The sequence below is a fragment of the Streptomyces lacaronensis genome (assembly GCF_047337785.1).
Lineage (GTDB): Bacteria > Actinomycetota > Actinomycetes > Streptomycetales > Streptomycetaceae > Streptomyces > Streptomyces lycopersici.
In genome coordinates this window covers 11,545,362-11,566,836 of record NZ_JBLHDK010000003.1, presented here as the reverse complement: position 1 = coordinate 11,566,836, position 21,475 = coordinate 11,545,362, and the positions used below count along the sequence as shown (strand labels likewise).

The window sequence follows — 21,475 nt, the reverse complement described above, 5'->3', positions numbered from 1 at the left end:
CCCACGGCGAAGCCCCTGGTAACGGGAAGGGACGGGGAGGGGAAGGCATCGATACGCGGCTCCGCCGCATGGCCCGCCGGACACCCCGTAGCGGCGCGCGCGGGTCAGGAGAGCCAGTCGGCGTAGCGGGTCGGGGCGAGGTCGGCGCCCGTGTCGGTGAGGACATCGCCCTTGACGGCGCCGAACATGCCGGCGGTCGGGTCGGTGACGACGGTGCGGTTGTCACCCTTGGAGGCCAGGGTGATCCGGCCCAGCTCGTCCAGGGGGAAGACCTCGGGTCCCGCGATGTTGCGAATGCCGCGCAGCGGGGGACCCTGGGCCACATCCGTCACCGCCGCGGCCACGTCCTTGGCGGCGATCGGCTGGATCGGCGTGGCGGGCAGCCGCACGGTCTCGCTGTCGGCGGTCCAGGACATGGTGGCGTCCATGAACTCCATGAACTGCGTCGCCCGGACGATCGAGTACGGGATCGGCCCGGCCGCGAGGATCTCCTCCTGGAGCGCCTTGGCCCGGTAGTAGTCCAGCTCCGGCACCTGGTCCACGCCGACGATCGACAGGATCACGAAGTGGCCGACACCGGCCTTCTGGGCCGCGGCCAGCGTGTTGTCCATCGAAGTCCGGAAGAAGGCCAGGGAGGCCTCGTCGAAGGTCGGGGAGTTCGCAAGGTTGACGACCACATCGGCCCCCGCCACCGCCTCATCCAGCCCCTGACCGCTGATGATGTCGACTCCCGTGGATGGCGAATGCGGCACCGCCTCATGCCCGGCGGCCTTCAGATTCTTGACGACCTGCGACCCGATGAGCCCGGTACCGCCGATGACCGCGAACTTCATAACAGGCCTTTCGTCAGGATATATCCGTAAAGAGACAGATAACCCCAATACGGCATTCCATGCGCCGAGCTCGAACACGTTCCGTCCAAGGCCGTCCACGGGCCGCGGCGGGACCGCTTCCGGGGCGCCAGCACGCTCGGCCACCGGGCTCCCCGTTCACCACCGCCGCCAACACGTTCGCCGCGCAAGGCGGCCTGGACGCCATGGTCGGCCCGGTCGAGCGGCGCGGGTGAAGGGACGCGAGGTGGGCGTCCAGGTGATCACCGTGACGGTGGCCGGGACCGCCGCCGTCGTGCGGGCCGTCGAGTTCCGGTTGTAGATATATGCGCCTGTCTCGCTCGGAACGTGCGCTTCCGCGCCTCTGTCGTGCCAGACTGTGGGTGGCCCTCACCGCATCCCCCGTCGGTGAGGGCCACTTACGTGAGGTGGGTCCGGATCTTCTGGTCGAGCCAGGACGGACATCGACCGTTGCGTTGACCCACTCGTCGGGGACGCTGTACATCGCTCTGCCATCCCGGACCAGGCGGGCGCCCAGCGCCCGTGCGGCGGAGTGTGGGTGCGTGGCCAGGTAGAGGGCTCTCGGCCGCCAGGGAACACCGGTGTCCGGGTAGAGCCGGTCCAGCCCGGCGGCCTCGACCGCGAGCGTGGTCACCCTGTGGGTGTGGACATGGTCCGGATGGCCGGTCAGCCCGCCATAGGCGTCATGGGTGATGACGATGTCCGGGATGCCGTGCGGCCTCGTGCCGTGTCCGGCTCAGCGTGTGCCTGCCACGAGCTCCTGGTGGACGAAATCCACCAGGAGCTCGCGCATGGTCCCGATGGTCATGCCGGGAACTCCGGTCAGCACCTGGATGGCCGCGCCGTCGGTGAGGGCGGTCAGGCGCAGGGCGACGAGGTGCGGGTCGGCGTCCGCGCGGAAGATGCCCTGCCGCTGGCCGCGCTGGACGATCCTGCGGACGGTTTCCTGCCAGCGTGCGTAGTACTCGTTGTGGGCCGGGCGGAATTCGGGGCGGATCGTGGCCTCGGCCCAGTACTGGAGCCAGATGGCCCACTCGTCCCGGACCTGGCCGACCCGTGGCAACTGCATGTCGATCAGCTTCAGCAGCCGCTCGTGTGCGTTGTGGACGGCGCGCAGTCGGGTTGACTGGCGGGCGAACGCCCGGTCGACGCAGTACTTGAGGGCCTCCGCCAGAACGTCGTTCTTCCCGGGGAAGTAGTAGTGCACCGTGCCGGTGCTGGTACCACAGACCTTGGCGATGTCGGCGATGCGCACGGCGTGGAAGCCGCGCTCGGCGATCAGCTGCCACGTGGCGTCGAGGATTCTCGCCCTGCGGTCCTCATCGCTCCTGGGCTCGGCCTTCGTCCCTGTGGTCACATCGTCTCCCCGTGGTCCTGGGTCCTGGTTCCCCGACTGCGCCGGCGCCCAGCGTCCGGCCATTCTGACTGACGCGTCAGTTTCTGGGCAAGTCCCGGGTCCGCGATGAACCCCCTTCCGCCACGGGGAATTTCTGGTCGCCACCCCTTGACGCCGGTCTCGACGAGAGGGCTAACTGACGCATCAGTCAAACCTTTGGCGCCCCTACCTTCGGCACACGGCTCGAGGAGGCTCTGTGCGCACTGACCAACCCGTGCCGCCGGTCAGCGGACTACGGCCGGATGTCCACACCGGCAAGGTCGCGCTGGTGACCGGCGGGGGCACCGGCGTCGGCCGGGCCACCGCCCTGGACCTGGCCGCCGGCGGCGCGCGCGTCGTGATCTGCGGGCGCCGCCCGGAGCCCCTGACGGAGGCCGCCAAGGAGATCGAGGCCCTCGGCGGCTCCTGCGTCACGGTGCTCGCGGACATCCGCGAGGAGTCCCGCGTCACCGCGGTCGTCGACCGCGCGCTCGATGCGTACGGACGCATCGACGTCCTGGTCAACAACGCGGGCGGACAGTTCTCCGCGCCGGCCGAGGAGATCGGCCCGGGCGGCTGGCGGGCCGTGCACCGGCTCGCCGTCGACGCCACATGGGTGATGACCCGCGAGGTCGCCCGCCGGGCGATGATTCCGCGGCGCTCGGGCGCGGTGTTCTTCATCGCCTTCTCCCCGCGCCGCGGCATCCCCGGCTTCGCCCATGCCGCCTCCGCGCGGGCCGCGGTGGAGAACCTCGCGGCCGGGCCCAGCCTGGAGTGGAGCCGGTACGGCATTCGTACCGTGTGCGTGGCCCCCGGCACCATCGCCACCGGGGGCCTGGACGACCACTACACACCGGAGGACCGGGAGCGCTGGGAGAGGTCGGTGCCGCTCGGCAGGCTCGGCAGGCCCGAGGACGTCTCCGGCCTCATCTCCTTCCTCGCCTCCCCGCAGGGCTCGTACATCACCGGCACGACCGTCGCCGTCGACGGCGGAGCCGATGCCTGGGGTGCCGGTCACCCCGTACCCGACGTACCCCACCACCTCACCACGCCGGACTCGTCCCCTAAGGACAACCCATGAGCCTCTCCGCCACTGAGCGGCGCGTTCCCGGACGCGACCTGGGACCGCTCTTCGCACCGAACGCGGTCGCCGTCGTCGGAGCCAGCAACGACCAGACCAAGTGGGGCAACTGGATCAGTGTGCAGGCGCTGCGCAGTCGGGGGCGCCGCCCGGTGTACCTGGTCAACCGCCGTGGTGAACCGGTGCTCGGCGAACGCGCCTACCGTTCCATGGCCGAACTCCCCCAGCGCGCCGACCTCGCGGTGATCGCCGTCCCGGCGGCCGGGTTCGAGTCGGCCGTCGAGGACGCGCTCGCCGCCGGGGCGCGCGCCATCGTCGGCATCACCGCGGGCTTCGCGGAGCTCGGCACGGAGGGCGAGGCGCGGCAGTCGGCGCTGGCCCGGCGGGTGCGCGAGGCGGGGGCCGTGCTGCTGGGCCCGAACTGCCTGGGCGTCCTGGACAGCGGCAGCGAGCTGTATCTGTCCTCCAATCCGCTGCCGCCCGGCTCGGTGGGCCTGATCTCGCAGAGCGGCAACATGGCCCTGGAGCTCAGCCGGATCCTCTCCGAGCGGGGGCTCGGCCTCTCCCGCTTCGCCTCGCTCGGCAATCAGGCCGATCTCACCGTGGCCGACCTCATCCGTGCCTACACCGTGCATCCGGAGACCAAGCTGATCGCGGTGTACAGCGAGGACTTCGGCGACGGACGGGACTTCGTGGCCGCGGCCGCCGAGGCCACCACCATGGGCAAGCCCGTGGCGCTGCTCACGGTCGGCGCCAGCGAGGCGTCCGTACGCGGCGCCAAGTCGCACACCGGGGCGCTGGTCAGCGACAGCTCGGTGATCGACGCGGCCTGCCGGGCCGCCGGGATCGACCGGGTGGCCAGCCCCCGGCAGATGGCCGGCCTGCTGGAGGCGCTGCACCTGTTCGGCACGGCCCCCGCCCGCAGGGTGGCGGTGCTCGCCGACGGCGGCGGCCATGCCTCGGTCGCCTGTGACCTGGCCGAGCGCTACGGGCTGTCCGTGTCGGAGTTCGACCCCGAGCTGTCGCAGCGGCTGCGTGACCATCTGACGCCGTCGGCCGGGGTGGGCAACCCGGTGGACCTGGCGGGCATGGGCGAGAAGGACGTCACCTCCTTCGCCCGTGTGCTGGGCGATCTGCTCGATGCGCCGGGCACCGACTCGGTCCTGATCACCGGATACTTCGGCGGCTACGGCGAGTACAGCGCCGCCCTCGCCGCCGCCGAGGTCGAGACCGCGGCCGAGATGGGCGAGCTGGTGCGCGACCGCTGCAAGCCGGTGGCCGTCCACACCATGTACCCCTACAGCGATGCCGCCGAGGAGTTGCAGCGGCGCGGCGTCCCGGTCTTCCGCGCCATCGAGGAGGCGGCCCGCAGCCTCGGAATGCTGGCCCGGCGCACCGCCGCCGACCCCGCGCTGTGGCCCCTGCCCACCCCGGCGCCACCGGTCACGGACGACGGCTACTGGAGCGCACGCGAGCTGATCCGCGCCGCGGGTGTGGACTTCCCGGCGGCGCGCCTGGTCACGTCGGTGGACGAGGCCGTGGCGGCGTCCCGTGAGATCGGCGGCAGGGTCGTGGTCAAGGCGCTCGGCCTGCTGCACAAGTCCGACTCCGGGGGTGTCGCGCTCGGGCTGGAGGGCGACACGGCGGTCCGTACCGCTGTCGCCGACATGGCCGAGCGGCTGTCCCCGCCGGGGTACTGCGTCGAGGCCATGGCGGATCCGCGCGACGGTGTCGAGCTGATCGCCGGCGTCCGGCGCGACCCCCGCTTCGGGCCGGTCACCATGCTCGGCCTCGGCGGGGTCACCACCGAGGTGCTGCGCGACGTGGACTTCGCCCTCGCCCCGCTGACCCCCGGACAGGCCCGTGAGCTGCTGGACCGGCTGCGCTCCGCCGCCCTGCTGTACGGCGTACGCGGCCGGCCCGCCGTCGACCTCGACGCACTCGCCCACACCATCGCCGCCATCACCGACGTGGCGGCTTCCCACCCGGAGATCGCCGAGCTGGAGGTCAATCCGCTGCTCGCCACTCCGCGCGGATGCCAGGGCCTGGACGCCCGCATCGTCCTGGGCTGACCCCGGCACACAACAGCTCTCCCCCGCGCCACATCAACAGGAGGAACACCGTGGAATTCGCCCTCAGCCCCCGTCTGCTCGAACTCAAGCAGCGTGCCGCCGGCCTGACCGGCAAGATCATGCAGTTCGAGGACGAGTGCGAGGCCAACAACGGTCTGCCGCCCGAAACCCACGCCGCCATCCGCGAGGAGGTGCTGGCCCATGGCCTCCAGGCCATCAACATGCCCGCCGAGTGGGGCGGCGCGGGCCTGACCATCCTCGAACAGGTCGTCGTCCAGGACGAGTTGGGCAAGCTGACCAACGCCCTGTGGGACGCGGTGTGGCGTCCGGCCAACTGCCTCAGCGCGTGCACTCCCGAGCAGCGCGAGCGCTACCTCGTCCCGGACATCGAGGGCCGCCGCCGCGATGCCGTGGCCATCACCGAGGAACACGCCGGTTCCGATCCCTCCCGGATCCGCACCACGGCCACCCGGGACGGCGAAGGCTATGTCCTGAACGGCGAGAAGTGGTTCGTGACCGTGGGCGACGCGGCGGACTTCCTCATCGTCCTGGCCTACGTACAGCCGGACAACGAGCCGACGATGTTCCTCGTCGACAAGGACACCCCCGGCGTGTCGGTCAAGCGCACCCCGCGCTACACCCACACCTTCGTCTACGAACACCCCGAGTTCCTCTTCCAGGACGTCCGGGTCGGCCAGGACGCCGTCCTCGGCAGGATCGGCGAGGGGTACGACCTGACCCGGGACTGGTTCACCGAGGAGCGGCTGATGATCGCCGCGCGCACCATCGGCGCCGCCGAGCGCGCGCTGCGGCTGGCCGTCGACTGGGCGAAGGAGCGTGAGCAGGGCGGGGACGTACTGATGAACCGTCAGCTGATCCAGGGCATGATCGCCGACTCGGTGACCGAGATCGCCACCAACCGCGCCTTCACCCACCAGGTGGCCTGGGAGTTCGACCAGGGTGGCGACCGCAAGACCCTGCACGCCAAGGCCGCCACCGCCAAGCTCGCCGCCTCCGAGGCGTCCAACCGGATCGTCGACCGCTGTGTGCAGATCTTCGGCGGCCGCGGTTACATGCGGGACGTTCCGGTCGAGCGGCTGTGGCGCGAGCTGCGGGTGGACCGGATCTGGGAGGGCACCTCCGAGATCCAGCGGCTGGTCATCGCCAACGAGGTCGGCAAGCGCGGCCTGGACGACCTGCTGTCCTTCACCGCCGGGAGCTGACCGGCGCCTCTCGGCGGCAGGGGCCGTACGGCCACGCCCACGGTCCCTGCCGCCGCGCACCCCACTGCCACGTCCGCCGGTACCGGTCTCGACCCGGACCACGCCGGTCACCAGGCGGAGGCCGGACATCGCGCATCAGCCTTAAGTCACGTCCCGCCGGGCGGGTTCCAACGAGTCCTGCCCGGCGGGTTCCACGGAGATCTCCGATGACAAGCACGCACAGCGACCCCCACCGCGAAGATTGACCCGTGACCTACATCACAGGCTCCGCTTCCGCATTCCCGTGGAATGATGTTCAAAGTTTTGGCTGGTTGTAATCGGGGGAGACACGAATGCCGACGATGATTGTCATCGGGTATAGGGACGGGCTGGACGAGGCACTGCGGCGCCGAGGCTTGGAGCCCTTCTATATCGTGCAGGCGCCGGTGAACCCTCCGCAGGGCCGGGGCGTCAAGTACGTCACCGACATGGAGAACGCCCAGGAAATATTGCGAGCAGTACTTTCCGCGCGACTCGACGATATGGCCGGAGTACTGACCGTACATGAGATGGGCGTATTCGGAGCGGCCTATCTGCGGCAGCAGTTGAATCTTCCCGGCAATACGAATTCAATGACCACTCTGCGTTTCCGGGACAAGTACCTGCAGAAGAGCAAGCTGCCGCCCCACGTCAGGCGAGCGCGTTGCCGATACGTCTCCGTGGGCACGTCGTTCAAGGATCTCGCCGACGATCTGGGAGAGGTCTTCGTGGTCAAACCGGCGACCGGAGCCGGCGCCCTCCGTACGGCCATCGTCCGGTCCCCGGAAGAGTACGAGCGAGCCTTGACCCTGTTCACCGGGCAGTCGGACGTCGAGGTCGTCGCCGAGTCCTTCATCGACGCCTCGGAAGTCTACATGGACGGCATCTGGAAGGACGGCGATCTCCAGTGGTCGTCCATGAGTCGCAACCACACCTCACCGCTGAGTGCCGTACAAGGCGGCGTCCTGGCCGCCCACATCTTGGACAGAAGGCGCTGTTCGACGCTGTTCCAGCAAGCGGAGACGCTCGCCGGGCAGGTACTCGCAAGCCTCGACGCACCTGATTGCGTATTCCATCTGGAAGCGTTCACGGAAGACGCGGGGCTGACGTTCGGCGAGTGTGCCATCCGCCTCCCGGGCGCGCTGTCCCCTCAGGTCAACAAGCTGACATTCGGCGTCGACCTCTTTGACGTCGAGATCAGCCTCGCACTGGGGGAAGAGCTGTCCGAGCCACTGAACAGCGGTGACCCGGATCGCTTCTACGGATACATCCTGCTACGCCGCCCGAAGAGCGGAAGTCTCACTCAACAGGATTTCGAGCGCAACTTCCGCTTCGACGAGATCCAGTATTCCTCGTCACCCGACACGCCGCTCGGCCCGTACGGCCGCGTGGGGCAGGCCATCGTATCCGACCAGGATGAGCTGAAACTCCAGCAGACAATCGAGGAAATCGTGCGGTTCAATGAGGCCGGCGGCGGATACGTCCAGTCCCCGGGCGGGTAGGCCCCGATGGCGTTTCAGGGTTGCTAGGTGGAGGGCAAAGGTCATGATCGTGGGTCTCGGCATCTCCGCGTTATGTGCCTTCGGCGCGCTGATCGCCCTGGTCGGCGTCATCGCGATGGCACTTCCGGGGCGGCCCCAGCCGTGGCCGGTGCATCTGATGCAGCGTGGCGCATGGCTGGCTGCCGCTGCCGCCGCGTCCGTCTACACCCTGGGGCTCTTCGCCGTTCTCACGTCCGAGCAGGAGTTCAACAACGGCGCCGACTCAGTGCCGGCTCCGGCATGCCGCGAGGGCTTCGACCCGGACACGGTTCGGCACCTCTCCCATCACCGGTCCTCCTACCTGCCGCTGCGTTTCGACTGCGTCCTCGACGACGGCACGGCCTACTCCAGCGATCCCCGTTACGCATGGATGAACTGGATGACCCTGTTCCTCGCGCTGTCCGGTGTGTTGCTCGCCATCGGCGCGGGCTATGTGTCCGAACTCCGCGCCAGAAAGCGCGCGTTGATCCACTGATATCGCGCGCGCCGTCGGCGAAAACGTGGCTTGTGCGTGCCACGCGAACCGGGCACCGCAGACAGCACCCATACCACCCAGGCACACCTTCCGAACCGACGTGGCCGACATGGGCCACGTGGCCGACCCCCGAGCGTGGGCGCTCGAGCTGTTGGCCGCCGTCGCGATGGCGGTGTCCCTGGCCCAGTTCCCGAACGGGGCTGCAAACTCCAGTGCCTTACCAGGGCAAGCATCCGGCCGCGAGCGGCGACTACCACACCCTGCCGTGGCGCCTCGGCCTGCTCACCCGGACCGTACTCGCGGCCGACATCCTCGGTGCCTGCCGTCCACCGTCCCAGCTGGTCGATGCCGTGGCTTAGGATGTGGCCTGAGGTGCACTAACAGATCTCCACGGCAGAAAGTGGCAACGTGACAACCGTCGCATACCAGGGCGAGCCGGGATCCAACTCTGCGACCGTGACCCTCACTCTGTTTCCGGGAGCCGGGGAATTGGCGTGCACCACGTTTGAGCAGGCCCTGGACAGCGTGACGCTCGGCACCGCTGACATGGCGGTGATTCCCATCGACAACTCGGCAGCGGGCCGTGTCGCCGACGTGCATCACCTACTCCCCGAGTCAGGCCTCTTCATCGTCGCTGAGTACTTCCTGCCCATCCGCTTCGACCTCATGGGCATTCCTGGCACGCCCCTCGACGAGGTGGTGTACGTACGCAGCCACATCCATGCCCTGGGGCAGTGCCGAAAAGTTCTGCGCGAGGGCGGTTGGCGCACTGTCGTCAGTGACGACACGGCGGGCGCGGCCCGTGAAGTGGCCGAGCTGGGCGACGCCGGGCACGCAGCGCTCGCCCCACCCGCGGCGGCACCTCTCCACGGCCTGGAGGTCATGAAGTCGAAGGTCGAGGACGATCCCGACAACACCACCCGATTCGTCGTCCTCTCCCGAAACACCACCGTGCCACCGAACACGGAGGAACCGACCATGACGAGTCTGTTCTTCTGCGTGCGCAACGTCCCCAGCGCCTTGTACAAAGCCCTCGGTGGGTTCGCGAGCAGTGGCGTGAACCTCACCAAGATCGAGAGCTACCAGATGGGCGCCGGCCTGAACGCCAGCGGCTTCTACGCCGAGGTCGAGGGACATCCCGACGATCCGCGTGTGGACCTCGCCCTTCAGGAATTGCACTTCTTCTCTTCGGAAGTGCGAGTCCTCGGCGTGTATCCGGCTCATCCGCACCGGCTGCGCGAGCGGAGCCGCTGACACGGAGCGTTCACCGAAGACTCTCCAGGCGATCGGTCGTCGCGCGGATGTGGGATCGAGCGGTTTCCTCGGCTTCCTCCGGAGCCTTTCGACGGTGTGAGCATGCTCCGCACCTTCGAGGCGGACGCGGCCGGTCGGAACAACGTCTGCCCACTGGACGACCGCCATCTCGAGCGGTTCCCCCCCGAGCCGCCCGGACGGCCGGACAATCTGCTCGAACACGGAACCGTCGAGCTGGCCCCCGGCGCCTCAGGCGTCGTAGATGTAGAAGCCACGACCGCTCTTACGGCCGAGGTGCCCTGCCGCGACCATGCGGCGCAGCAGGGCGGGCGGTGCGTACAGGGGTTCCTTGAACTCCTCGTACATCGACTCGGCTACCGCCTGGGCGGTGTCGAGGCCGATGAGGTCGAGGAGGCGGAGCGGCCCCATGGGGTGGGCGCAGCCGAGTTCCATGCCCCGGTCGATGTCGTCCGGCCGTGCCGAGCCCGATTCCACCATGCGCACCGCGCTCAGCAGGTAGGGCACAAGGAGGGCGTTGACGACGAAGCCGGAGCGGTCGGCGGCCTGGATGGCCTGCTTGCCGAGCCGCTGGACGACGTCGCGGGTGCGCTGCACGGTCTCCTGGCTGGTAGTGAGGGCGGGGATGACCTCGACCAGCTGCTGCACGGGCACCGGGTTGAAGAAGTGCATGCCGATGAGCTGGGTGGGCCGTTCTGTGGTGACGGCGAGGTCGACGATGGGAATCGAGGAGGTGTTGGTGGCCAGGATCGCCGCCGGGTCTTCCACGACCTTGTCCAGGGCGCGCAGGACGTCGGTCTTGATGTCGCGGTTCTCGGCGACGGCCTCGATGACGAACTGGCGGTCGGCCAGGTCACTGAGGTCGTGGCTGAAGGAAAGCCGGGCCAGTGCCTGGTCTCGCTGCTCCTCGCTGAGCTTGCCACGCCGTACGCCCTCGTCGAGGGAGGCGGTCAGACGGCGGCGGCCCGCCTCGACGGCGTCCGGGGTGGCTTCGGCGACACGGACATCGAGGCCGTGGCGGGCGGCGACTTCGGCGATGCCGGAGCCCATGAGGCCGCAGCCGACGACGCCGAGACGGGTAACGGCATCCATCTGAGATCCTATCCGGTGCGTAGGTGGTGTTGCTGGGCTGGTCAGACGTTGCGGCGGTACTGGCCGCCGACCTCGAAGAAGGCGTCGGTGATCTGCTGCAGCGAGCAGACCCGGGCGGCGTCCATGAGGACGGCGAAGACATTGCGGTCACTCACAGCCGCGTCCTTGAGGGCGGCCAGCGCGGCATGGGCCGTCTCCTGGTGGCGGGCCTGGAAATCCCGTACGCGCGCGAGCTGGGACTTCTTCTCCTCCTCGGTGGCGCGCGCCAGCTCGATGGCGTCGGGCTCGGCGGTGTCCGCATGCGGGTTGCGGAAGGTGTTGACGCCGATGACCGGCAGGGTGCCGTCGTGCTTGCGCTGCTCGTACAGCATCGACTCGTCCTGGATACGGCCGCGCTGGTAGCCGGTCTCCATGGCTCCGAGCACGCCGCCGCGCTCGCTGATCCGCTCGAACTCGGCGAGTACGGCCTCCTCCACCAGGTCGGTGAGCTCGTCGATGATGAACGACCCCTGCAGGGGGTTCTCGTTCATCGCCAGACCCCACTCCCGGTTGATGATCAGCTGGATGGCCAGGGCCCGGCGGACCGAGTCCTCGGTGGGGGTGGTGACCGCCTCGTCGTAGGCGTTGGTGTGCAGGCTGTTGCAGTTGTCGTAGATCGCGATGAGCGCCTGCAGGGTGGTGCGGATGTCGTTGAAGTCCATCTCCTGGGCGTGCAGCGAGCGGCCGGAGGTCTGGACGTGGTACTTCAGCTTCTGGCTGCGCTCGTTCGCGCCGTACTTCTCCTTCATCGCCACGGCCCAGATGCGGCGGGCGACCCGGCCGAGGACGGAGTACTCGGGGTCCATGCCATTGGAGAAGAAGAACGACAGGTTCGGGGAGAAGTCGTCGATGTGCATCCCCCGGGCGAGGTATGCCTCGACGTAGGTGAAGCCGTTGGCCAGGGTGAAGGCGAGCTGGCTGATGGGGTTCGCGCCGGCTTCGGCGATGTGATAGCCGGAGATGGACACCGAGTAGAAGTTGCGGACCTTGTGGGCGATGAACCACTCCTGGATGTCGGCCATCATCCGCAGGCTGAACTCGGTGGAGAACAGGCAGGTGTTCTGGCCCTGGTCCTCCTTGAGGATGTCGGCCTGCACCGTGCCGCGCACGCTTCCCAGGGCGTGTGCACGGAGTTCGGCCGTCTCCTCGGGCGACGGTTCGCGGCCCTCGGTCTCCCGGAACCGGTCGATCTGCTGGTCGACGGCGGTGTTGAGGAAGAAGGCCAGGATGGTCGGCGCGGGTCCGTTGATCGTCATGGAGACCGAGGTGGTGGGCGCGACGAGGTCAAAGCCGTCGTAGAGCGCCTTCATGTCCTCCAGCGTGGCCACCGAGACGCCGGATGTGCCGACCTTGCCGTAGTTGTCGGGGCGTTCATCGGGGTCGCGGCCGTAGAGGGTGACGGAGTCGAAGGCGGTGGACAGGCGAGTGGCCGGCTGGCCCTCGGAGAGCAGCTTGAAGCGGCGATTGGTGCGGAACGGGCCGCCCTCGCCGGCGAACATCCGCGCCGGGTCCTCGTTGTCGCGCTTGAAGGGGAACACCCCTGCGGTGAAGGGGAAGTGGCCGGGCAGGTTCTCTCCGCGCCAGAACCGCACCAGTTCGCCGTGGTCGGTGAAGCGGGGCAGGGCGACCCGGGGGATCTTGTTGCCGGACAGCGACTCGCGGGTCAGCTTGGTGCGGATCTCCTTGTCCCGGATCTTCACGACCTGCTCATCGCCGGAGTAGGAGGCGATGACGGCGGGCCAGTTCGCGATCTGCTCCGTGATGTCGTACGGGAGCTGCCTGCGGGCGTCCTCGAGCAGCGACCGCACGTTCCCGGCGTCGGACCCCGCCTCGACGAGCTCGGCCGTGACCGCCTCCAGACGCTGCACCCGCCTTGCCGCTTCGACCAGCTGACCGGTCTCGGCGTGGTACCCGCGGACCGTCTCGCTGATCTCGGCGAGGTAGCGCGCCCTCTCCGCGGGAACCACCCGCCGGATACCGGAGGAGTGACGCACGTCGACCGGCGCCAGGGTGCCCTCGGACAGCGGCAGGCCCTTCTCGGCCAGCGCGGTCTTCAGATACTGGTGGAGCGCGGTGACGCCGTCGTCGTTGAACGTGGCCGCCGAGGAGCCGTACACCGGCATGTCCTCGGGCCGCATGGCGAACGCCTCGCGGTTGCGGACCAGTTGACGGCCCACGTCGCGCAGGGCGTCCTTGGCGCCGCGCCGCTCGAACTTGTTGATCGCCACGACGTCGGCGAAGTCGAGCATGTCGATCTTCTCCAGCTGCGAGGCGGCGCCGAACTCGGGCGTCATCACGTACATCGAGGTGTCGACGAACGGCACGATCGCCGCGTCGCCCTGGCCGATACCCGGCGTCTCCACGATCACCAGGTCGAACCCGGCGGCCTTCGCCACATCGATCACGTCGGACAGGTGCTCGGGCAGCTCACGGCTGCCGCGGGTGGCCAGACTCCGGAAGAACACCCGGTTGCCGTCGAGGGAGTTCATGCGGATGCGGTCGCCGAGCAGCGCCCCTCCCCCACGGCGACGGGTCGGGTCGACGGCGATCACCGCGATCCGCAGTTTGTCCTGCTGATCGACACGGAAACGGCGCACCAGCTCGTCGGTGAGCGACGACTTGCCCGAACCGCCGGTGCCGGTGATGCCGAGCACCGGGGTGGTCCGCGCCCCGGCCGCGGCGCGCAACTGCTCCAGGAAGTCCTGCGGCAGCCGACCGAGTTCGGCGCCGGTGATGGCGCGGGCGATCGCGAACCGGTCGCCTGCCAGCACGGCGGCCACATCGGCCGGTTGACGGTCCCACAGCCCGAAGTCGCAGTCCTTCACCACCGAGTTGACCATCCCGGCCAGGCCCATCCGCTGCCCGTCCTCGGGAGAGAAGATGGTCACTCCGCTGCGGCGCAGCCGGTCGATCTCCTCGGGCACGATCACACCGCCCCCACCGCCCACGACACGGACGTGTTCCGCGCCCTGCGAGCGCAGCGACTCCACGAGGTACTCGAAGTATTCGACATGGCCGCCCTGGTAGGACGAGACCGCGACACCGTGGGCGTCCTCCTCCAGGGCCGCGTCCACGACCTCCCGCACCGACCGGTTGTGACCGAGGTGGATCACCTCCGCGCCCTGGGACTGGAAGATCCGTCGCATGATGTTGATCGACGCGTCGTGCCCGTCGAACAGCGCCGAAGCGGTAACCAGGCGGACGGGATGCACGGGACGGTGCAGATCACTCATGAGGGCCTTCCAGACAGGTCAGAGGCGCCGACTGAAGAGATACTAGGACGTCCTAATAAATTACTGGAAGCGAGGAGAGTGTGAAGAGGAGCACAGAAGCGGTGCGAGTGATCCCGCCCCTTCAGGGCACCGCGCGGGGCGTTCCGGCACCGACCGATGGGCCGACAGGCCGGTGCCGGTGGGTCCGAGGTGGGTCCGCACCACCACGTCCAGAGGGAGGAGCCCAACACCTTCCTGCACTTTCCGTGGGAGGCCGTGTCCGGCTACCTGGGCGACGGCGACGCCCGCACGGGCCCGCTCGGGCGCGCCGTGAGCACCAGTCGGCTCCTCGACTATGAATGACCGAGGCTCCGTTCCAGCTCGGGCATCTGCGCTCACGCGACGGCGCGTACCGAATCAGCCGGAACCGTGCGGCCGAGGGCGGCTTCGACCTGCATGGCGACGAGCGTGAGCCCTTCCGCCGCATCTCCCAACCGCTGGCTCGCCGCCGCCCTGGAACCGCTCTCCGACGAGGGCTTCCATCGAGGCAAGGCCGAGCTGGCCGTCTTCCCGATGGGCCCGGTAGACGACTGAGAAGGGGTCCTCGCAGGGCCTTCGCAGACTGTGACCCGCGAAGGCCGCGTTCAGCCCATTCGGCCCGTTCGGCCCGGATCGGACGCCGCGGTACGGCAGGGGAGCCGGGCCCGGAAGACGGTGGCGCCCGGACCGCTGGTCAGCGTGATCGTGCCACCGTGCGCAGCGACCACGGCCTGCGCGATCGCCAGCCCCAGTCCCGTTCCGCCGGCCGCCCGCGAACGGCCGGGATCGGCGCGCGCGAACCGCTCGAACACCTCGCTCTGGAGCGCGTCCGGGACGCCCGGCCCGTCGTCCGCCACCGTCAGCTCGGCGTCGCCCTCCGCCACAGCGAGCCGGACCGTGACCCGGGTGCCGGGTGGGGTGTGGGTGCGGGCGTTGGTGAGCAGGTTGCCCACCACCTGCTGGAGACGGTGCTCGTCACCGAGCACCGTCACCGGCTCCTCGGCCAGCTCCAGCCTCCAGCGGTGGTCCGGCCCGGCGGCCCGTGCGTCGCCCGTCGCGTCCAGCACCAGCCGGGTCAGATCGACCGGTCGGCGGGCCAGCGGCCGTCCCGCGTCGAGCCGGGCGAGCAGCAGCAGATCGTCCACCAGCGTGGACATCCGCTCCGACTCGGCCTGGATCCGCTCCAGCGCGCTCCGCACGTCATCCGGCACCGGGCCCGGATGGCGCAGCGCCAGCTCGGCGTGGCCGCGGACCGAGGCCACCGGGGTTCGCAGCTCATGGCTGGCGTCGGCGGCGAAGTGCCGCAGCCGCTCCTCGCTCGCCTGGCGACGGGCCAGCGCGTCCCCGACGTGGCCGAGCATGCGGTTGAGCGCGGTGCCCACCTGGCCCACCTCGGTGCGCGGATCGGTGTCCGGTACCGGCGGCGGCATGGCCACCTCACCACTGGCCAGCGGCAGCTCGGCCACCCCGGCGGCGGTCGTGGTCACCCGTCGCAGCGGGCGCAGCGACAGCCGTACCCACAGCGCCCCGGCCACCCCGGTGGCCAGCAGCGCGCTGCCGAATACCACGCTCTCCACGAGCTCCAGCCGGTGCACGGTCTCCTCCACCGGACGCAGCGGCAGCCCGGTGACCAGGACATCCCCGTCGTCTCCGTGGACCGCGACCACGCGGTAGCCGCCGAGCGCGGACAGACGCACACTGTGGCCGTCTCCGTCCACCGCCAGCCCCGCCAGGACCCGCTGGTCGGCGCCGGTCAGCGGTACGGCGGCGTCTGTCTGGTCGCGCACCACCGCCGCGTCGGTCGTCGTGCCGCGCAGCAGCCGGGCGCCGAAGGTGCGGTCCGACTGACCGCGGGTGTCGGGCGCGTTGTCGACATCGGGGTGCCGCTCATCGTGTTCCAGGCTGGCCGGGAACCGGCCTCCGGCTGCCGTCAGCTGCTGGTCCAGCCGGCGCACCAGAAATCCCTCCAGGGCGAACACCGTGGTCAGCCCCACCGCCAGACTCGCCACCGCCAGGAGCACCACCAGCCCCGCGGTCAGCCGGGTACGCAGCGTACGGGGCGGACGCCACGACAGCCCCCTGGTGAGCGGCCGCCTCATGAAAGCTCCGCCTTCAGCACATAGCCGACCCCGCGCACCGTGTGGATCAGCGGCGCCCGCCCTGCGTCGATCTTCTTGCGCAGATAACTGATGTACAGCTCGACCACATGGGCCTGGCCGCCGAAGTCGTAGCTCCACACCCGATCCAGGATCTGCGCCTTGGACAGCACCCGCCGGGGGTTGCGCATCAGGAACCGCAGCAGCTCGAACTCGGTGCGGGACAGCTCCACGGCCATACCCCCGCGGCTCACCTCCCGCGCCTGCTCGTCCATCACCAGGTCCGCCACCACCAGCCGGTCGTCGCCCGGCTCCCGCGCCATCCCGGCCCGGCGCAGCAGTCCGCGCAGCCGGGCCAGCACCTCCTCCAGGCTGAACGGCTTGGTCACATAGTCGTCGCCGCCCGCCGTCAGCCCTGCGATCCGGTCCTCCACCGCGTCGCGCGCGGTCAGGAACAGCACGCACACATCCGGCAGCTCCGCCCGCATCGCGCGCAGCACCGCGAGCCCGTCCGTGTCCGGCAGCATCCAGTCGAGCACCACCGCGTCCGGGCGGAACGCCCGCGCGGCGTCCAGCGCGGAGGCGCCGTCGGCGGCGGTACGGACCTCCCAGCCCTCGTAGCGCAGCGCACCCGACAGCACCTCGGTCAGGTCGGGCTCGTCGTCGACGACGAGGACGCGGACCCGGGCGCCGTCAGGGCGCAGCAGAAAACGGCCGGTGGTGTGCGTATCCATGATGCGTCCAGCATCCCTCGCGGTGCGCCGTGGCCAGGCACCCCCTTCCTCTGAGTTTCCTCTGAATCCGAAGGCGTCCGCCCGGGTTCAGAGGGTCCTCAGAGCTTCGCCGGTGACGCTGACCGGGCACATCACCGAGAGGACTCCCATGAGCAGCACGACGCCGCCGGTCCCGGCCATGGCCCGCCCGTCCCGGTCGGCACCGCGCCCGCCCAGCCCCGTCCCGATGCTCGCACACGTGACGATCTGGGGCGGGGCCGCCGCCGTCCTGGCGCTGTGGTGGAACGACACCCCCTCGGTCGTCGGCGCCGCCGGCTGGCTGACCGGCGCGGGGCGGATCACCGGGCTGCTCGCCGGTTACGCCTGCGCGATCCTCCTGCTGCTGATGGCGCGCGTACCGCTGCTGGACCGCGCCATCGGCACCGACCGGCTGGCCCGCTGGCACGCCCTGGGCGGCCGCTACACGATCTCGCTGGCCTGCGCCCATGTCCTGCTGATCATCTGGGGGTACTCGCTGGAATCGCACACCGGGGCAGTGGACGAGGCCACCACCCTGGTCCTCCACTACCCGGACCTGCTCAAGGGGACGATCGGCTTCTCGCTGTTCCTGATCACGGCGATGGTGTCCGCGCGCGCCGTGCGCCGTCGCATCCCCTACGAGACCTGGCACCTGCTGCACTTCGCGACCTATCTCGCGGTCTTCCTGGTCTTCGGGCACCAGCTCTCCGACGGGGCCGACTTCACCGGATACCGCCCCGCCCAGCTGGTCTGGTACGCCCTCTACATCGCGGTGGCGGCGCTGCTGGCCTGGTACCGGTTCGCCGTCCCGGTGCGCCGGGCGCTGCGCCACCGGCTGTACGTCTCCGAGGTCCGGCCCGAGGCTCCGGGCGTCGTATCGGTCTATCTGTCGGGCAGCGGGCTGGCGGAGCTGCGCGCGGAGGCCGGCCAGTTCTTCCGGTGGCGGTTCCTGACCCGGGGCATGTGGTGGGCCGCCAACCCCTACTCCCTGTCGGCCGCTCCGCACCCCGCGTATCTGCGGATCACGGTCAAGGCGTCCGGTGGCCACAGTGCGGCCCTCGCCCGTCTCCGACCCGGCACCCGGGTCTTCGCGGAGGGCCCGTACGGGGCCTTCACCGCACGCCGCCGCCGCGCCCGCAAGACCCTCCTGCTGGGTGGCGGCGTCGGGATCACCCCGCTGCGGGCCCTCTTCGAGACGCTGCCCGGTGAGGTGATCCTCGTCTACCGGGCCCGGCGCCCCGAGGATCTGGCCCTCCGTGGCGAGCTCGACGCGCTCGCCGCCGAGCGCGGGGCGGCCGTCCATTACGTCGTCGACGAGCCGGCCGCCTACTCCTCTCCGCTGACCGCGGGGGCACTGCGCGGTCTGGTGCCCGACATCGCCGAACGAGACGTCTACCTGTGCGGCCCACCGGGCATGACGGAGGCCGCGCTGTGCGCCCTGCGCGAGGCGGGGGTGGAGCGCCGCCGTGTCCACCACGAGTCGTTCGCGTTCTGAGTCCGATCCGCACCGCGTCCGAAGGAGATCCGCCGTGCGCAAGGCCGCCGTGGCCACCGTCTCGACCGTGGCGGGAGTGATCCTGCTGCTGTCGCTCAAACCGCACCAGAACCCGGCCCAGGACATGGCGGCGTCGCCACCCTCCTCCGGGACACCGGGAGCGTCGCCGTCCCCCGCGCCGACTGGGCACAAGCCCTCGGGCGGAGGCGCCTCCGGCACGTACACCGGCAGCGTGATCAGTACCTCGTACGGACCGGTCCAGGTGTCCGTCACGCTCTCCCACGGCAGGATCACCGCCGTCAAGGCGCTCCGGACGCCGTCCGACCGTCCCCGCTCCCAGCAGATCGCCGCCGACGCCGTGCCCCGGCTGACGCAGGAGGCGCTGGGCGCCCAGAGCGCGCACATCGACGCGGTCTCCGGTGCCACCTACACCAGCGAGGGGTACGCCAGGTCCCTGCAGAGCGCACTGGACAGAGCCGGTGTCTGAGGCGTCCGCCCCCGTGCGCGGAACGCGCCACGTCGAGCACGCCATGGGCACGGTGTTCTCCTTCGACCTCCGCGATCCGGTCACCCCACCCGTCCGCCGGGCCCTGAAGGAGGCCGTGGCCTGGCTGCACCACGTGGACGAGGTCTTCTCCACCTACCGCCCCGGCAGCGTGATCAGCCGCCTGGACCGCGCCGAGCCGGTCCCGGAGCGGTACGCGCCGGAGGTGGCCGAGGTGTTCGCGCTGTGCGAGGAGGTCGCGCACACCACCGGCGGCTGGTTCAGCCACACCCCCGGCGGCCGCCTCGACCCCTCCGGGATGGTCAAGGGCTGGGCTATCGAGAAGGCCTCACGGATGCTGTACGAGGCGGGCGCGCACAACACCAGCGTCAACGGCGGCGGCGACGTTCAGCTGCGCGGCGAGGCCGCCCCCGGCACACCCTGGCGGATCGGCATCGCCCACCCCACCCGCCCCGGGGAGCTGGCCGCGGTGGTCACCGGTCGCGATCTGGCCGTCGCCACCTCGGGGACGGCCGAGCGTGGCGCGCACATCCTGGACCCGCACACCCGCGAGCCCGCCACCGCCCTGGCCTCCCTCACGCTGACCGGCCGCGGCCTCACCCGGACCGACGCCTACGCCACGGCCGCGTTCGCCATGGGCGCCGGGGCCCGTGACTGGGTCGAGGCGCTGGACGGCCACGAGGGGCTGGGGATCACCACGGCGGGCGAGACCTGGCGTACCCCGGGCTTTCCCTGGGCCACCGGGGCGGGGCCGTGAGGCTGCGCCGCCAACCGCGAGGTCGACAAGGGGCAATGGCTCCGTGCCCAACAGGGCGCGCAGGGGCGGGAGATAGACGCCCGCCACGTGCAGTACCAGGGCCGTCCCCACGGCCAGCAGCAGGAACGCGTTGGCGAGGCTGCCGGGGCGGGCGCGGGAGCCCAGCGCGACACCGAGTTGGGTGGCCCCGAGGACCAGGAACGTCACGGACTGCCAGGGGGCGTCCGGCCTCCCGGGCCCAGATCGCGGCGACCAGGGTGACACCGGCGACGAAGACCCCCATGGCCAGGAGCCGCGGCCAGAGTCCGGCGCCCAGGACGCTCTCCTCGGGCGGGCGTGGTGGGTGGCGCATCACCCCCGGCTCGACGGGTTCGGCTCCGAGCGCCACCCCGGGGAGTCCGTGGGTGAGCAGGTTGATCCACAGGATCTGGGCGGGGAGCGGCGGCAGGGGCATGCCGAGGAACGGGCCGAGGAGCATGACCAGGATTTCCGCCGTTCCTCCGGCGAGGGCGTAGAGCAGGAACCGGCGCACGTTGGCGTAGACGCGTATGGCCCTCCGGGGACGCAGACCCCCCGGGCGGCCGGTCCACGACGTGCTGGACATCGAGCCGTAACCCCGGCCCCGCGTCCGTGGAGGAATCCTCCTCAGGACGTGTGCTCCGCCTCCTCCGGTCCGACGCCCCGGAAGTGGCATTCCACGTCCACAACTCCCTCCACCGCCCGGGCGAGGCGCGCGGCCACGGGGATCAGTGCGGTGTCGCGCAACTGCCCGCCGAGCGTGACGACTCCCTCCCGCACCTGGACATGGACACTGCTGCCATGGAGGAGGTACGACACCACCGTGCGGCGGACCTCTTCCTCGATCTCCTGGTCCGAGCGGAGGAAGACCTTCAGCAGATCGCCCCGGCTGACGATTCCCAGCAGCTTGCCCTCGGCATCGACCACGGGAAGCCGTTTGACCCCTCTTACGGCCATGATCCTGGCCGCCTCGGCCAGCGTGGCGTCCGGGTGGACGGTCACCGCCGGGGAGCTCATCAGCTCCTCCGCCGTCACCGCCCCCGCCTTCGCCAGGTCGGGCAGGCGCCGCAGCTGCTCGAAGCGGCCCGGATCGCTGTCCCGGAACTCCTCCTTGGGCAGCAGATCGGCCTCGGAGACGACGCCGATGACACGGCCCTCGCCCTCCAGCACCGGCATGGCGCTCACCCGCCACTGGTCCAGCGTCTGCACCAGTTCCTTGAACGACGCCTCACGCCCCACGGCGACCACCGTCCGGGTCATCACATCGCTCACGATATGGGGAGTCTCGGACACGGGAGTACCTCCTCCGTGCGGCGTTCCGGCGGTTCTTCCCCTTCCAGTGTCCGGCCTGCGGGTGTCCTCCGGCCACCCGAGGGCCGCGCCGTTCAGCAGATCCGGGGCAGAGCGGGGTGCCTCCAGCGTTTCCGCCATCAGCCGCCGCATGTCGGTGTCCGGCATCGCCCGGACCATCCGCTCGGCAGCGGAGGCGACGGCGCCCGCGGCGGCCCGGCAGACGGCCTCCCGGGCCGGTTCGCCGGGCAGCTCCGCAAGGATCTCGACCC

19 protein-coding genes and 2 pseudogenes are annotated in these 21,475 nt (G+C 70.2%); 12 read left to right on the top strand and 9 right to left on the bottom strand.

Annotated features, from left to right (window positions below; translation table 11 throughout):
- Positions 1–104 precede the first annotated feature (104 nt).
- Together ACMTAK_RS49680 and ACMTAK_RS49675 are read right to left on the bottom strand one after the other, a co-directional pair.
- Entirely contained in the window at positions 105–833 is a 729-nt protein-coding gene (locus ACMTAK_RS49680; protein WP_413812306.1) for an SDR family oxidoreductase, read from the bottom strand.
- 754 nt (positions 834–1,587) lie between these two features.
- The gene (locus tag ACMTAK_RS49675) at positions 1,588–2,208 is read right to left on the bottom strand and encodes a TetR/AcrR family transcriptional regulator (protein ID WP_413812305.1); all 621 of its coding nucleotides are present in this window, start codon (positions 2,206–2,208) and stop codon (positions 1,588–1,590) included.
- A gap of 235 nt (positions 2,209–2,443) precedes the next feature.
- On the opposite strand from ACMTAK_RS49675, the gene ACMTAK_RS49670 reads away from it, so the two are divergent.
- The 7 genes from ACMTAK_RS49670 to ACMTAK_RS49640 all read left to right on the top strand — a co-directional run bounded on the left by ACMTAK_RS49670 (position 2,444) and on the right by ACMTAK_RS49640 (position 9,890).
- Positions 2,444–3,307 carry an SDR family NAD(P)-dependent oxidoreductase gene (locus tag ACMTAK_RS49670; RefSeq protein ID WP_413812304.1) on the top strand — a complete coding sequence of 288 codons (864 nt, stop codon included), beginning with the start codon at positions 2,444–2,446 and terminating at the stop codon, positions 3,305–3,307.
- Entirely contained in the window at positions 3,304–5,379 is a 2,076-nt protein-coding gene (locus tag ACMTAK_RS49665) for an acetate--CoA ligase family protein (protein ID WP_413812303.1), read from the top strand. Before ACMTAK_RS49670 ends, ACMTAK_RS49665 begins: the two co-directional genes overlap by 4 nt.
- A 50-nt stretch (positions 5,380–5,429) precedes the next feature.
- A complete protein-coding gene (locus tag ACMTAK_RS49660; protein WP_413812302.1) occupies positions 5,430–6,602 on the top strand; it encodes an acyl-CoA dehydrogenase family protein in 1,173 nt (390 codons plus the stop codon).
- Positions 6,603–6,934: 332 nt separating this feature from the next.
- Positions 6,935–8,122 carry an ATP-grasp domain-containing protein gene (locus tag ACMTAK_RS49655; RefSeq protein ID WP_413812301.1) on the top strand — a complete coding sequence of 396 codons (1,188 nt, stop codon included), beginning with the start codon at positions 6,935–6,937 and terminating at the stop codon, positions 8,120–8,122.
- A gap of 43 nt (positions 8,123–8,165) precedes the next feature.
- Complete coding sequence (locus ACMTAK_RS49650) at positions 8,166–8,636, top strand: hypothetical protein (RefSeq protein WP_413812300.1); 471 nt, start codon at positions 8,166–8,168, stop codon at positions 8,634–8,636.
- A gap of 212 nt (positions 8,637–8,848) precedes the next feature.
- A complete protein-coding gene (locus tag ACMTAK_RS49645; protein WP_413812299.1) occupies positions 8,849–8,995 on the top strand; it encodes a hypothetical protein in 147 nt (48 codons plus the stop codon).
- A 49-nt stretch (positions 8,996–9,044) separates the two neighbouring features.
- The gene (locus ACMTAK_RS49640; RefSeq protein WP_413812298.1) at positions 9,045–9,890 is read left to right on the top strand and encodes a prephenate dehydratase; all 846 of its coding nucleotides are present in this window, start codon (positions 9,045–9,047) and stop codon (positions 9,888–9,890) included.
- A gap of 249 nt (positions 9,891–10,139) precedes the next feature.
- Here the strand turns inward: ACMTAK_RS49640 and ACMTAK_RS49635 are convergent, their stop codons facing one another.
- On the bottom strand, positions 10,140–11,000 hold the full coding sequence (locus tag ACMTAK_RS49635) for a 3-hydroxybutyryl-CoA dehydrogenase (protein ID WP_413812297.1): 861 nt from the start codon (positions 10,998–11,000) through the stop codon (positions 10,140–10,142).
- Between the two features lie 41 nt (positions 11,001–11,041).
- The gene (gene icmF / locus ACMTAK_RS49630; RefSeq protein ID WP_413812296.1) at positions 11,042–14,272 is read right to left on the bottom strand and encodes a fused isobutyryl-CoA mutase/GTPase IcmF; all 3,231 of its coding nucleotides are present in this window, start codon (positions 14,270–14,272) and stop codon (positions 11,042–11,044) included.
- A 156-nt stretch (positions 14,273–14,428) separates the two neighbouring features.
- Here icmF and ACMTAK_RS49625 point away from each other — a divergent pair, with 156 nt between their 5' ends.
- The gene (locus ACMTAK_RS49625; RefSeq protein ID WP_413812295.1) at positions 14,429–14,614 is read left to right on the top strand and encodes a hypothetical protein; all 186 of its coding nucleotides are present in this window, start codon (positions 14,429–14,431) and stop codon (positions 14,612–14,614) included.
- Between the two features lie 105 nt (positions 14,615–14,719).
- Positions 14,720–14,845: a hypothetical protein gene (locus tag ACMTAK_RS49620; RefSeq protein WP_413812294.1), complete on the top strand. Its 126-nt coding sequence runs from the start codon at positions 14,720–14,722 to the stop codon at positions 14,843–14,845.
- A gap of 50 nt (positions 14,846–14,895) precedes the next feature.
- On the opposite strand, the gene ACMTAK_RS49615 is transcribed toward ACMTAK_RS49620, so the two are convergent.
- Together ACMTAK_RS49615 and ACMTAK_RS49610 are read right to left on the bottom strand one after the other, a co-directional pair.
- The gene (locus tag ACMTAK_RS49615) at positions 14,896–16,389 is read right to left on the bottom strand and encodes a sensor histidine kinase (RefSeq protein ID WP_413812293.1); all 1,494 of its coding nucleotides are present in this window, start codon (positions 16,387–16,389) and stop codon (positions 14,896–14,898) included.
- Positions 16,386–17,120, bottom strand: a complete 735-nt coding sequence (locus ACMTAK_RS49610) for a response regulator transcription factor (protein ID WP_413812292.1) — start codon at positions 17,118–17,120, stop codon at positions 16,386–16,388. Before ACMTAK_RS49610 ends, ACMTAK_RS49615 begins: the two co-directional genes overlap by 4 nt.
- 148 nt (positions 17,121–17,268) lie before the next feature.
- On the opposite strand from ACMTAK_RS49610, the gene ACMTAK_RS49605 reads away from it, so the two are divergent.
- The 3 genes from ACMTAK_RS49605 to ACMTAK_RS49595 are packed head-to-tail and all read left to right on the top strand — an operon-like array spanning position 17,269 to position 19,895.
- Entirely contained in the window at positions 17,269–18,633 is a 1,365-nt protein-coding gene (locus ACMTAK_RS49605) for a ferredoxin reductase family protein (RefSeq protein WP_413812291.1), read from the top strand.
- Positions 18,634–18,667: 34 nt separating this feature from the next.
- Positions 18,668–19,120, top strand: a complete 453-nt coding sequence (locus ACMTAK_RS49600) for an FMN-binding protein (RefSeq protein WP_413812290.1) — start codon at positions 18,668–18,670, stop codon at positions 19,118–19,120.
- Between the two features lie 43 nt (positions 19,121–19,163).
- A complete protein-coding gene (locus ACMTAK_RS49595; protein ID WP_413813230.1) occupies positions 19,164–19,895 on the top strand; it encodes an FAD:protein FMN transferase in 732 nt (243 codons plus the stop codon).
- A gap of 72 nt (positions 19,896–19,967) precedes the next feature.
- Here ACMTAK_RS49595 and ACMTAK_RS49590 read toward each other — a convergent pair.
- The 3 genes and pseudogenes from ACMTAK_RS49590 to ACMTAK_RS49580 all read right to left on the bottom strand — a co-directional run.
- A pseudogene (locus ACMTAK_RS49590) lies at positions 19,968–20,102 on the bottom strand (hypothetical protein); the annotation flags it as partial.
- 88 nt (positions 20,103–20,190) lie between these two features.
- Positions 20,191–20,349 (bottom strand): annotated as a pseudogene (locus tag ACMTAK_RS49585) (cation transporting ATPase C-terminal domain-containing protein); the annotation flags it as partial.
- A 191-nt stretch (positions 20,350–20,540) separates the two neighbouring features.
- Positions 20,541–21,206 (bottom strand): CBS domain-containing protein, encoded by a 666-nt coding sequence (locus tag ACMTAK_RS49580; protein ID WP_413813229.1) that lies wholly within the window; start codon positions 21,204–21,206, stop codon positions 20,541–20,543.
- Between the last annotated feature and the right edge of the window lie 269 nt (positions 21,207–21,475).

Bases quoted from the DNA above. Each gene is read 5' to 3' on its own strand.
- ACMTAK_RS49615 (WP_413812293.1), bottom strand. From the start codon at position 16,389: ATGAGGCGGCCGCTCACCAGGGGGCTGTCGTGGCGTCCGCCCCGTACG.
- ACMTAK_RS49595 (WP_413813230.1), top strand. From the start codon at position 19,164: ATGGGCACGGTGTTCTCCTTCGACCTCCGCGATCCGGTCACCCCACCC.
- ACMTAK_RS49665 (WP_413812303.1), top strand. From the start codon at position 3,304: ATGAGCCTCTCCGCCACTGAGCGGCGCGTTCCCGGACGCGACCTGGGA.
- ACMTAK_RS49650 (WP_413812300.1), top strand. From the start codon at position 8,166: ATGATCGTGGGTCTCGGCATCTCCGCGTTATGTGCCTTCGGCGCGCTG.
- icmF (WP_413812296.1), bottom strand. From the start codon at position 14,272: ATGAGTGATCTGCACCGTCCCGTGCATCCCGTCCGCCTGGTTACCGCT.
- ACMTAK_RS49605 (WP_413812291.1), top strand. From the start codon at position 17,269: ATGAGCAGCACGACGCCGCCGGTCCCGGCCATGGCCCGCCCGTCCCGG.
- ACMTAK_RS49635 (WP_413812297.1), bottom strand. From the start codon at position 11,000: ATGGATGCCGTTACCCGTCTCGGCGTCGTCGGCTGCGGCCTCATGGGC.
- ACMTAK_RS49680 (WP_413812306.1), bottom strand. From the start codon at position 833: ATGAAGTTCGCGGTCATCGGCGGTACCGGGCTCATCGGGTCGCAGGTC.
- ACMTAK_RS49625 (WP_413812295.1), top strand. From the start codon at position 14,429: ATGGGCCGACAGGCCGGTGCCGGTGGGTCCGAGGTGGGTCCGCACCAC.
- ACMTAK_RS49655 (WP_413812301.1), top strand. From the start codon at position 6,935: ATGCCGACGATGATTGTCATCGGGTATAGGGACGGGCTGGACGAGGCA.
- ACMTAK_RS49610 (WP_413812292.1), bottom strand. From the start codon at position 17,120: ATGGATACGCACACCACCGGCCGTTTTCTGCTGCGCCCTGACGGCGCC.